At 64.5% G+C, this 11,979-nt stretch carries 9 protein-coding genes; 8 read left to right on the top strand and 1 reads right to left on the bottom strand.

The window, feature by feature from the left end; genetic code table 11:
• Positions 1-53: 53 nt before the first annotated feature.
• Both TU75_RS13530 and TU75_RS13525 read left to right on the top strand, forming a co-directional pair.
• Positions 54-1,391 carry an alginate export family protein gene (locus tag TU75_RS13530; RefSeq protein ID WP_003231921.1) on the top strand — a complete coding sequence of 446 codons (1,338 nt, stop codon included), beginning with the start codon at positions 54-56 and terminating at the stop codon, positions 1,389-1,391.
• A 39-nt stretch (positions 1,392-1,430) separates the two neighbouring features.
• Positions 1,431-2,534, top strand: a complete 1,104-nt coding sequence (locus tag TU75_RS13525; RefSeq protein ID WP_060549215.1) for a polyamine ABC transporter substrate-binding protein — start codon at positions 1,431-1,433, stop codon at positions 2,532-2,534.
• A gap of 37 nt (positions 2,535-2,571) precedes the next feature.
• On the opposite strand, the gene TU75_RS13520 is transcribed toward TU75_RS13525, so the two are convergent.
• A complete protein-coding gene (locus TU75_RS13520; RefSeq protein ID WP_003231917.1) occupies positions 2,572-3,183 on the bottom strand; it encodes a TetR/AcrR family transcriptional regulator in 612 nt (203 codons plus the stop codon).
• A 197-nt stretch (positions 3,184-3,380) separates the two neighbouring features.
• On the opposite strand from TU75_RS13520, the gene TU75_RS13515 reads away from it, so the two are divergent.
• The 6 genes from TU75_RS13515 to TU75_RS13490 all read left to right on the top strand — a co-directional run bounded on the left by TU75_RS13515 (position 3,381) and on the right by TU75_RS13490 (position 11,963).
• Positions 3,381-4,364: a helix-turn-helix domain-containing protein gene (locus TU75_RS13515; RefSeq protein WP_060549214.1), complete on the top strand. Its 984-nt coding sequence runs from the start codon at positions 3,381-3,383 to the stop codon at positions 4,362-4,364.
• A 78-nt stretch (positions 4,365-4,442) separates the two neighbouring features.
• Positions 4,443-5,372, top strand: a complete 930-nt coding sequence (locus TU75_RS13510) for a SphA family protein (RefSeq protein WP_060549213.1) — start codon at positions 4,443-4,445, stop codon at positions 5,370-5,372.
• A gap of 10 nt (positions 5,373-5,382) precedes the next feature.
• Positions 5,383-6,600 carry an MFS transporter gene (locus tag TU75_RS13505; RefSeq protein WP_015371699.1) on the top strand — a complete coding sequence of 406 codons (1,218 nt, stop codon included), beginning with the start codon at positions 5,383-5,385 and terminating at the stop codon, positions 6,598-6,600.
• A gap of 44 nt (positions 6,601-6,644) precedes the next feature.
• Positions 6,645-8,117, top strand: coding sequence for an amidase (locus TU75_RS13500; RefSeq protein ID WP_060549212.1), 1,473 nt, complete (start codon positions 6,645-6,647; stop codon positions 8,115-8,117).
• Positions 8,118-8,339: 222 nt separating this feature from the next.
• Positions 8,340-9,923: a BCCT family transporter gene (locus tag TU75_RS13495; RefSeq protein ID WP_060549211.1), complete on the top strand. Its 1,584-nt coding sequence runs from the start codon at positions 8,340-8,342 to the stop codon at positions 9,921-9,923.
• A 27-nt stretch (positions 9,924-9,950) separates the two neighbouring features.
• Positions 9,951-11,963: a CocE/NonD family hydrolase gene (locus TU75_RS13490; protein ID WP_060549210.1), complete on the top strand. Its 2,013-nt coding sequence runs from the start codon at positions 9,951-9,953 to the stop codon at positions 11,961-11,963.
• The last annotated feature ends 16 nt before the right edge of the window (positions 11,964-11,979 follow it).

Genomic DNA, 11,979 nt, shown 5'->3' with positions numbered 1-11,979 from the left:
ACTGCGCCGCCTGCAACTGCCCTGTACAACAATAACTACGCAGGAGCTTCACGATGTCTTTCACGACGCGTTTTACCCGTGTGCTGGTGGCGGTGAGTCTGCCGCTGAGCGCTCAGGTCGCTTTGGCGGGCTACACCTTCGAGGACGGCGACCTCAAGGGCGAGGTCAATCTCACCGCCGGCGGCGCCAGCATCACCACGCGCAACGTCAACTTCGGCAGCGGCCGGGTCGACCAGCGCAACGGTCGCAATGGCGGCCGTTCGATTGGCTGGCAGGAGTTCTATGTCAAGCCTGGTATCACGTTCAACTACGCGCTGAACCCCGACGTCAGCCTGCTCGGCGGCGCGTCGGTGGTAGCCGCCACGACCTTTGGCGATGGCGATGCCGGCGGCTTTACCCGCAGCTCCGATGGACGAGTGGCCACCGAAGAGCTGTTCGCCGGGGTGCGAGTCGGCGAGTGGACGTTCACCGCCGGGCGTCAGAACTACAAGGTCGGCACCGGTTTCATCGTGATGGATGGCAACCTCGATCAGTTTAAGGACGGCGCCTATTGGCTCAGCCCGCGCACCGCGTTCAAGGACTCGGCGATCCTCGCCTGGGACCATGGCGCGCTGAAGAGCCAGGTGTTCAGCCTGCGCACGGACGACGACCTGGGTGACTTTCGCATGACCGGGGTCAACCTCGACTACAACCTCGACGACCAGGTGACCCTCGGCGCGATGGCGCTCAAGGTCAACGCCCTCGGCCCCCGCGGCAGCACCTTGCCACGCCGCCGCGACGGCATGCAGGTGTACAACCTGCGCGCGCTGAATGCCAGGGTGCCGGGCATCGCGCCGCTGACCCTGAACGCCGAATACGCGGTGGAACGCGGCAGCGGCGAGGGCGTCGACTACGCGGCCAACGCCTGGTATGCCCAGGCCGACTATGCCTTTGGCGACCTGCCGCTGACGCCGATCCTCGGCTATCGCTACGCGAGCTTTTCCGGTGACGACAACCTGAGCGACAACCGGCAGAAGGCCTGGGACCCGTTGAGCAAGGGCTTCATCGACTGGAGCACCTGGCTGGTGGGCGATGTGGTCGGCAACTACCTGTTGTTCAACAGCAACGAAAACGTCCAGCAGTTCTCGCTCAAGACGCACTTGAGCCAGACCTTCACCCTGGGCGCTATCCACTATCAGTTCTGGCTCGACGAGAAAAACTACATGGGCGCGGCGGTCAACGACCGGCGCTTTGCCGATGAAAGCGTGGTGTTTCTCGACTGGACGCCCACGCCGTCGTTCTACAGCTCGCTGTCCTACAACTGGGTCAAGCCCCTGGCGGCGGCCAGGCAAGTGTTCGGCAATGACCAGAAATTCAGTGCCCTGGAACTCTACTTCACCTACCGTTATTGAGCGCCGCGAGCCATTGCGGCCGCGCAGGAGTGTGTGTGCATGAACAAGTCTTTGCGTAATACCTTGCTGGGCGTCGCCATCGCCTGGTTGTGCAGCGGCTGGTGCGTGGCCGAGGAGCGCACGGTGCGCATCTATAACTGGATCGAGTACCTGCCGCCTGAAATCCTCAAGAACTTCGAACAAGAGACCGGCATTCACCCGATCTACGATGTGTTCGACAGTGTCGAGACGCTGCAAGCCAAATTGCTGACCGGCAACTCCGGCTACGACGTGGTATTTCCCGGCAGTTCCTTCATCAGTAATCTGATCACCGCCGGCGCCATCGAGCCGCTGGACCGCAGCCAGTTGCCCAACTGGAAACACCTCGACCCGCAATTCATGACCTCTCTGGAAGCTGTGGGTGATCCCGGCAACCGCTACGCCGCGCCTTACCTGTGGGGCACCACGCTGATTGGTTACAACGTCGACAAGATTCAGAAAATCTTCGGCGCGGATGTGCAGATGAACACCTGGGACATAATCTTCAAGGAAGAGAACCTGAAAAAAATGACCGGCTGCGGCGTCGGCTTCCTCGACGCAGGCAATGAGATCCTGCCCATCGCCTTGCACTATCTGGGTCTGGATCCCAACAGCCAGAAGCGTGAGGACTACACCCAGGCGCAGCAGTTGATGCTCAAGATCCGCCCCTATGTCACCTACTTCAACTCCTCGCGCTACGGCATGGACCTGGCCAATGACGAGATCTGCGTGGCGGTCGGCTGGTCCGGCGGCGTGGCCTTGGCCAAGCAACTGGCGGACGCGGCAGGCAAGGGGGTCAAGGTGGCGATGGCGCTGCCCAAAGAGGGCGCACCCATGTGGTCGGACGTGATGGTGGTGCCGAAAAATGCGCCGCATACGGCCGAGGCCCACGCGTTCATCAATTACATCCTGCGCCCCGACGTGATTGCGCTGATCAGCAACCGCATCGGCTACCCCAACCCCAACAAGGACTCGACCGAGATGGTCAAACCGGAGATCCGCAACAACCCGAACATGTACATTCCCGACGCCGCGCGCAAAACCCTGTTCCCCTTGCAGCCGATGCCGGCGGCCATTGAGCGCATCCGCACCCGCGTATGGACCACCGTCAAGAGCAACCGCTGAGCACTGCTGCGGCCTGAAGCCCGAGGTGGCGACGGGCTCAGGTGCGCATGCCCTGGAACAGCAGGGCCGTGATGCGGCGCACCTGACTGGAGTGGGATTCGATGTCCGGCGGGGTCTGGCTGACCAGGCGCAACAGCTGCAGGTGCGCGTAGTCGTTGAGCAGGAATGCGGCGAGGTCCACGTCCAGGTCGGCGCGCAGCTTGCCGGCCTGTTGCAACTCGCGCAGCAGGCCGCTGATTTGCGCGCGCAACGCCTCGTTCATGGCGCGGTAGCCGGCGGGCAAGTCGCTTTCGCCGCCGAACAGAATCAACGGCAGCAGCTCACGCCACAGGTTGGGGTGCATGACCTCGAGCGCATAGTCGGTGAGCAGTTTCTCCAGATAGCAGAGTGCGTCCACCGGGTCGTCCATCGCCGGCATCAGGCGACGCGTGTCGTGCAGGGCGCGGCGGTCGGCTTCGTGCAGGATTTCCAGGATGATTTCCTGCTTGTTGCCGAAGTACTTGAACACCGTGGGCGCCGAAACGCCCGCCTGGTTGGCGATCTGTTCGATGGTGGTGTTCTGGTAACCCTGGCGTTCGAACAGTTCGATCGCCGCTGTACTGATGGCTTGGCGGCGTTCCAGCCGTTGCCGTTCACGCAGTCCGCTCACGCAAGATCCTTGTCGGGAAAAGAGCAGGGCAGTCGGCCCCGGCAGTGTGGTGAAAATACTTTACGGAGTAAAAACTTTAAAGCGCTCATTTTTTGCGGATGCACTAGCCGATTTCGGCACAGCTTGCCCACAGGCGCGCCAGGGGGAATGGAAATTGCGTGCTTGACCAGGCTGGCAGGCTCAACAGGAAACAGTCGATGAACAACAATAATCCATGGGGACCCCCGACGTGCCCTGCACCGAACGACCCTGGCGTGCTGCAGCGCTATCGCACCCACGACATCGACCAGCACGCGCGCAACATGCACGGCTGGCAGGTGCGTTATGACCAGTTGACCCCGGGTCGCTTCGATGGCGAGCTGACCGCATTGAGTGCCGGCTGGATGCAACTGGTGCGCGACCGCGCCAATCAGTCGATGCTCAAGAGCGGCCGCGCGTGGAAAGGTGCGATCACGTTCAGCGTGCCGCTCAGCCCGAGTGGGCCGCTGTTTTGTGCCGGGCATCCGCTTCAGGAGCAGCACTTGTTGGTGGCCCATGGCGAGCACCTGCCGGATTTGCGCGTTCCCGCGCAGCTCGACCTGCTGAGTGTCGCCGTCGACGCTCAGGCCCTGGAACGTGTGTTGCAACGCCAGGGCGTGGGTTTTCGAATTACCGATCTTCCCACCTGTTACCGTTTGGCCGCGACGTCGATGCAGGTGCAGCTGGCCAGGCTGTTCGATGGCCTGGCCACCGCCGATCAGGGGCCGGGCAGCCTGCTGCGCCACGAAGCGGTTCGCCACGGTATTCGCGACGCGGTGATGGTGCAGTTGCTCGAGTTGATCGCGCCGGATCAGGCCGCAGCGCTCAGCCCGACCGCGCGCAAGCGTATGGTGGACCGCGCCAGGGAATATGCCTTGGGGCATCTGGATGAGCCGCTGTCGATCCTCGACCTGTGCAATCACATCGGCGCCAGTCGCCGCAAGCTTCAGTACTGTTTTCAGGAAACCCTGGGCATCAACCCGGTGGCTTATCTGCGCGCGCTGCGCCTCAATGCGGTGCGTCGCGAGCTGTGCGCGCACGCCGCCGTCCATGGCGTTCAGCAGGTGGCGGCGCGTTGGGGATTCTGGCACTTGAGCCGGTTTGCCAGCGATTACCGCACCCTGTTCGGCGAGTCGCCCTCGCAGACCCTGCACCGCCGCTAACTGTGCTGAAAACGGCTAACCCGCTGCGCCGTGCGCTGCATAGGATGCCCCCACACCAAGGGTCGGGAGGGGCATTCGATGAACAACAACAAAAGCAGCATGCGCCGCGTCACAGGTTTCAGCCTGGGGCTGCTGGCGCTGTGCGCCGGCGCACAGGCCACGGAAAACGGCGCGCCGACCACGGCGGTCGGGGTCTACGACTTTGGCGCCGGCATGATGCCGCCCGCCACGGCGAACGGCACCCTCGGCCTGCGCACGGGGTTCTATAGCGCCAACGTGCAAAGGAACAGTCAGGGCAGGGCGGTGGACAATCATTTATCGCTCGACGTGCTGTCCATCGGCCTGGCTTACCTGCGCATGACGGACTACCAGCTGCTGGGCGCGCAATACGGTTTCGGCGCGGTTGTACCCTTCTTCAGGATGGATGCCTCGCTGCAGGTGCCCACCCCCAACGGTCCGTTGCAGCTGTCGGCCGACCCGTTCCGGCTGGCCGATGCGCAGATCATTCCGCTGATCCTGCAGTGGAGCCTGTCACCCAACCTGTTCATCAACACCCAGTTGCAGATTCAGGCGCCGACCGGTGACTACGAGCGCAAACGCCTGGTCTCGCCGGGGCTCAATCACTGGACAGTGTCTCCGGCCGTCAACGCCACTTATATCAGCGACACAGGCTTTGAGCTGTCGTCGAGCGTGCAGTTGGACATCAACACGCGCAACCCCGATACCCATTACCGCAACGGCGTGGAGTACCGCCATGAATTCGCCGTGGGTCAGCACTTCGGCCCCTGGACGGCGGGCATCGGTGGCTATTACTACCGCCAGCTCAGCGACGACGATGCGCCTGACCTGACTCGCGGCAACCGCGCGCGGGTGATGGCCCTCGGTCCGGCGCTCAGCTACATCGCGCCAGGACTGCCGCCCGTGTGGCTGCACCTCTACAAGGAGTTCGATGCACGCAACCGCGCCGAGGGCTACACCGTAGCCCTGCGTGTTTCCCACAGTTTTTGAGGGCCGGATCATGAGCACTGTCAGTCCTGTTTCAACCGTTTCATCCGGCGACGCGCGCCAGGCCAATGGCCGCCGCGAAGGGCGCGTGCTGATCCTCGGCAGCAGCCTGACCATCATGGGCGCCGTGATGATCGCGCCCGTGCTGCCCAAGCTCGGCGCCGAGTTCGGCCCGGTCACCGCCCATGCCGATTTGCTGGTGCCCCTGGCCGTGACCGGGCCTGCGCTGGCCATTGCGTTATGCGCGCCGCTGGCCGGCTGGCTGGCCGACCGCGTCGGGCGCAAGGCGTTGCTGGTGGTCGCCACCGTGCTCTATGCGTTGTTGGGTGTGATGCCGGCCTTGCTCGGCGACCTGCACGCCATCGTCATCGTGCGCCTGCTGTTCGGCGCGGCGGAAGCGGCGGTGATGACCTGCTGTTCGGCACTGATCGCCGATTACTGGCACGGCGGCGAAAGGCTGCGCTACATCAATCGGCAGATGGTCACCATCGGCCTGGTGGGCGCGCTGTTCTTCGTGCTGGGCGGTGCGCTGGGCGAATATTCCTGGCGCTTGCCGTTCCTGTTGTACCTGCTGCCGTTGCTGTTGGTGCCGGCGATGCTGACCGTGCTGTGGGAACCGACCCGTGAGCGGCCGGGGGCACAGGCGCCAGGCCCTGAGCGGGTGGCGCTGGTGCCGGTGGTGCTGGGTTACCTGCTGATTTTCGGCGGCATGGTGCTGACCTTTATTGCGCCGGTGCAGGTGCCGGTTGTGCTGGTGGAAATGGGTGTCACGTCCAGCACGCTGATTGGACTTTGCGCCGGCCTGAGCCTGCTCGCCACCCTGGGCGGGTCCCTGGCCTGGCCGCTGATGCTGCGCACCCTGAAGGGGGCGGGGACCAACGCGGTGTTGTTGCTGCTGTTCGCGGCCGGGCTGTGGTTGCTCAACCATGCGCAAAGTTACCGCGAGGTGGCGCTGGCCATGCTGATTCACGGCCTGGGCGCTGGTCTGCTGGTGCCGAACGTGATGGCGCCGGTGATGCAGGCCCTTACGCCGCGCACCCGTGGGCGCGGCCTGGGCGGGCTGACCGCATGCATGTACCTGGGACAGTTTGTCAGCCCGCTGGTGGTCGCGGCACTGGTGGCCTGGGCGGGCGATTTGCGCCACGCCCTGCAAGTGTTGGCAGTTGCCAGCGTGGTTGCGGCGTTGCTGTGGGGCATGGCGGCTGTAGCGCACCGACGTTCGGCGCCTTGAGCCGCATGCGGGTTTTTCACTGAAATGGATCGGGAGTAGCGGGTATGCGTGATATTCAGCAGTTGATCGACGAGCAAGACGCCACCGGCCTGGCCGCTTGGGTGCGGCGTGGCGAGGTGCAGCCGTTGGAGTTGGTGGAGGCCGTGATCGCGCGTCTGGAGCAGGTCGAGCCACAGCTCAACGCCGTTGCCGAACGCCTGTACGAGCAGGCGCGGGAGGCCGCACTGGGCGCCGATGCCGCGCAAGGGGTATTTGCCGGCGTGCCCACCTTGATCAAGGATCTGTTCGCCCCGGTGACGGGCGCGGCCATGACCAATGGTTCTTTCGCCCTGGGCGACGCCCGCGCGGACATGGATGCCGAGGTGGTGACGCGCCTGCGTCGCGCCGGCTGCGTGTTCGTCGGCACCACCACGGCGCCGGAGTTCGGCACCTCGTATTCCACCGAGTCGAACCGCTTTGGCGCCACCCGCAACCCCTGGAACACGGGGCACAGCGCCGGCGGCTCGAGTGGCGGTGCGGCGGCGTTGGTGGCGGCGCGGGTGGTGCCGTTTGCCCATGGCAACGACGGCGGTGGTTCCCTGCGCGTGCCGGCCTCCTGCTGCGGCGTGTTCGGGCTCAAGCCCAGCCGTGGCTTGCTGCCCTCGGGGCCGATGGTGGGGGAAGGGTGGGCGGGCATGTCCACCCACCACTGCATCACCCTGTCGGTGCGCGACAGTGCGGGGTTGCTCGATGCCACCGCCGGCATGGAGTTGGGCGCACCCTACGCCGCGCCGATGGCGGCGCAGTCTTATGCGCAGGCGCTGCAACAGGCGCCACGCCCGTTGCGCATTGCGCTGGTCGAGCAGGTGGGGCCGTGGCCGACGTCCAGCCAAAGCCTGGAGGCGGTGCGCCAGGCCGCGCGATTGTGCGAGTCCCTGGGCCATCGGGTAACGCCTGCGCAGCTGCCGGTGGTGTTGCCGGCGTTTCTCGACCAGGTGTTCACCATCATCGGTGCCAGCACCCGCAACTACCTGGACCTGCTCGGCCAGTTGCGCGGCACGCCGGTGCAGCCTGGAGAGCTGGAGGCGCGCACCCGCATCATTCTGCGTGACAAGGGCGCGGTCAGCGGCGCGCAGTACGCCGCCGCCGTGGAGTGGATCCATGCCTTCGGCCGGCAAATGGCGTTGTTCATGCGCGACCATGACGTGATCCTCAGCCCGACCCTGACCCGCGAGCCCGCGCCCATCGGCGAGCTGGACCTGCAGGACGACAGCCTGCGCCTCGACGAGCTGATCGAGCGCTTCCACAGCTACTCGCCCTTTACCGCCTTGTTCAATGCCAGCGGCCAACCGGCGATGTCGGTGCCGCTGTACTGGAGCGCGAACGGCCTGCCCATGGGCGCGCATTTTGCCGCGCGTTTTGGCGAGGACGCGACCTTGCTGGCGCTGGCCGCGCAACTGGAGCAAGCGCAGCCGTGGCGCCAGAGGGTGGCGCCGGTAAATGCCTGTGTGGATGGGGCTTTTGCGCCTGCGACTTGACCTTACTGTGCCTTGCCAGCGTGCACGGCATGCTCGCCCTGACCGCTGCGGGTGCGTCATGCCGTGGCGGAATACCCCCATGCCCATTGGTTGATTGCGCCCCGCGCCGCTTAAACGTTTAGCTATGACCCACGCGAAGACTTCCAGGCGAGTCACCGGCAGCAGGATGCTGCGGTGTCCGCTCTCCTACATAAAAACAGTCGGCAAGGGGAATGGCTCCAGATGAAATATCCACTGCGTGCGTTGGTGTTCTGGCCAACCTTTCTGATCCTGCTGGCGGCGGTGATCGCCAGCTACATCGACCTCCAAGCATTCCTGGCGGTGAGCAAACAGCTCAATGGCGTGATCCTGAATAACTTCTCATGGCTGTTCAGCGCCGGCTCGTTTGCCATGGTGGTGCTCACGGCGGTGGTGTATTGCTCCGCGCTGGGCAAGGTGCGTATCGGCGGTGAAGACGCGCGGCCGTTGTTGAGCAAATGGCGCTGGTTCATGGTGGCGCTGTGCACCACGCTGGCGGTGGGCGTGCTGTTCTGGACCACCGCCGAGCCGCTCTATCACCTGTACGCCCCACCCACCAGCCTGGCGATCGAAGTGGGCAGTGCGGCGGCCAAAAGCTTTGCCATGTCGACGATGTTCCTGCACTGGACAATCACCCCCTACGCCATTTACCTGGTGCCCTCGCTGGTGTTCGCGCTGGTGTTCCATAACCGCCGCAGTCGTTTCTCCATCGGCGCCATGCTCGAGCCGCTGCTGGGCCCAACACGGGTCACGCGTTACGCCGGGCTGATCGACACCCTGGCGATGTTCGCCCTGGTGGCTGGCATGGCTTCGTCCCTGGGCACCGGCGCGCTGACCCTGGCGGGCGGCCTGAGCCAGTACATCGGCGGCGACACCACGCCGTTGCGCCTGGCCATCATCATCGCGCTCATTGTGATCACCTTTGTCGCCTCGGCGGCCAGCGGCTTGCAGCGCGGCATTGTGATGCTGTCGTCGTTCAACACCTGGATCATGCTCGCCCTGGGACTGTTCGTGCTGTTGTGCGGGCCAACCCTGTACCTGTTCAGCCTTGGCGTCGAGTCACTCGGCGTCTACCTCGACACCTTCTTCAGCCGCAGCCTGTTCACCGGCGCGGCCAGCGGTGACAGCTGGCCGCAGAGCTGGACGGTGTTCTACTGGTCGGTCTGGTTTGCCTGGGCACCGGTGAGCGCGCTGTTTCTGGGCAAGATCGGGCGTGGCTACACGGTGCGCGAGTTCATCCAGATCAACATGCTCTATCCGGCGCTGTTCACGGCACTGTGGATCTGTATTTTCTCCGGCACCAGCCTCTACTTCGATGCGCTGGGCGACGGCAGCCTCAACCGCGTGCTCAACGAGCAGGGCGTGGAGCACGTGCTCTACCAGATGTTCCAACAGTTGCCGGCCAGCGGCCTGATGATCGCGTTCCTGCTGTTTGTGGCGTTCATCTCCTTTGTCACGGCAGCAGACTCCAGCACCGACGTGATCGCCAACCTGTGCAGCAAGGGCGTGACTGCCGACTCGGACCTGGACGGCAACCCTCTGCTGAAGATCGTCTGGGGCCTGATCATCGGCACGGTGTCATGGGTGATGGTCGCGTTTGTCGGCATCGATGGGGTGAAGATGCTCTCCAACCTCGGCGGCCTGCCCGGCATGATTCTGGTGCTGCTGGCCAGCACCTCGCTGATCTTCTGGCTGAAAAATCCAGCATTGCTGGATGTGAAACGCCTGCAGCCAAGCCCCGAGACGCCATTGCTCGGCGCCAGCCCTGTGGTGGATTTCGGGCGCTGATCGATTGAACCGTTGCTGGAGTTACTGATGGAAATCGTCACTGAATTTACTTACCCCGTGCGCGAGATCGAGCACTGCCTGATCCCGCTCAAAGACGGCACCCAACTGGCCGCGCGCATCTGGATGCCGCAAGACGCCGGCCACGCGCAGGCCTTCCCGGCGATCCTCGAATACCTGCCGTATCGCAAGCGCGACGGCACGGCGGTGCGCGACGCGTTGACCCATCCATGGATGGCCGGGCAGGGCTATGTCTGCGTGCGCGTTGACATGCGCGGCAACGGCGAGTCCCAGGGGTTGATGGCCGACGAGTACCTGTTGCAGGAGCAGGAAGACGCCCTTGAGGTGATCGACTGGCTGTGCCAGCAGCCCTGGTGCGATGGCAACGTGGGCATGATGGGCATCTCCTGGGGCGGCTTCAACGGCTTGCAGGTCGCGGCGCGCCAGCCCCAGGCGCTGAAAGCGATCATCACGCTGTGCTCCACCGATGACCGCTTTGCCGACGACATCCATTACAAGGGCGGCAACCTGCTGCTGGAAAACTTCGGCTGGGCCGCTACCATGCTCAACTTCAGCGCGGCGGTGCCGGACCCCTTGCTGGTGGGCGACGCCTGGAAAACCCTGTGGCACCAACGTCTGGACGCCATGCCATTGCTCGCCGAAACCTGGTTGCAACACCAGACCCGTGATGACTACTGGCGCCATGGCTCGGTGTGTGAGGATTACACGCAGATCCAGGCGGCGGTGTACGCGGTGGGCGGATGGGGCGATGCCTACCGCAACACCGTGTCGCGGCTGATGGAACACCTGCCGGGGCCGAAGAAGGCGATGCTCGGCCCGTGGATCCATAAATACCCGCATTTTGCCGTGCCCAACCCGGCCGTGGGTTTTCTGCAAGAGGCCAGACGCTGGTGGGATTACTGGCTCAAGGGCATCGATAACGGGGTGATGGATGACCCGGCCTGCGCCTTTTTCCTGCAGGACATTCTGCCGCCGAAGGGCAGTTACGCCGAGCGGCCGGGCATCTGGGTGCAGACGGCAGGCTGGCCGGACCCGCAAGTGCAATGGACGGATTTCTGCCTTGATGAACAGGGCTTGAGTGCTGGCGCGCAGGCACTGGCAGCCCCGCGCAGCGTCTGTTCACCGCTGACCACCGGCCTGCACCAGGGCGAGTATTGCGCCATCTGGTTCGGCCCCGACGGGCCGACCGACCAGCGCCGCGATGACGCCCAGTCGCTGTGCTTCGACTCGCCGCCGCTGCTCGAGCCTCTGGCGTTGCTGGGCGATGCCCGACTCACCTTGCGCCTGGCCAGCGACACGGACTGCGGGCAATTGGTCGCACGGCTTAACGCTGTGGCACCGGACGGGCAAGTCACACAGATCAGTTATGGCGTGCTCAATCTCACGCTTCGCGAAGACTTTTCCCGTGTGACCCCGGTAGTCCCGGGCGAACCGATGGACGTGCAACTGAGCCTGGACCACATCGGCATGCGCCTGCCGGCCGGTTACCGTTTGCGCCTGGCCTTGAGCACTGCCAGTTTCCCGCTGTTGTGGCCGAGCCGCGAACTGACCACCCTGACCCTGCTGCCCGCTGTGCAACGCCTGCAACTGCCGGTGTTCAGCGGCGACGCGGTGGCGTGCCCGTTCGAGGCGCCTCAATCGGCGCGGCCGGCGGCCCTGGAGGTGCTGCGCGCCGCGGCGCCGAAACGCACCCTGATCGAAGACGTGGGCACTGGCGAAGTGTGCGTGAAGATCGAAGATGACCTGGGCGCGGTGCGGTTTACCGACCATGGTCTGGCGGTGGACCAGCGCTGCACCGAGCGCTATCGCACTTTGCCCTGGGACCCGCTGTCGACGCGTGCCGATATTGAATGGCATTACCGCGTCGGCCGTGACGATTGGGAGGTGCACGTGGAAAGCCGGTTGAGCGTGCATGCCGACGCCGAGTGGTTCTACGTCGACGCCGAGCAGACGGCCTGGGAAAATGGCCGGCTGGAACACCGTCGGCAATGGAGCAAACGCGTGGCCAGGGTCACGCTGTAAGTGAGCAACTGGCATG

The organism is Pseudomonas poae (assembly GCF_001439785.1).
GTDB classification, from domain to species: Bacteria; Pseudomonadota; Gammaproteobacteria; order Pseudomonadales; family Pseudomonadaceae; genus Aquipseudomonas; species Aquipseudomonas poae.
The sequence above is the reverse complement of the archived record's forward strand: the minus strand, read 5'-3'. Positions and strand labels throughout refer to the sequence as shown.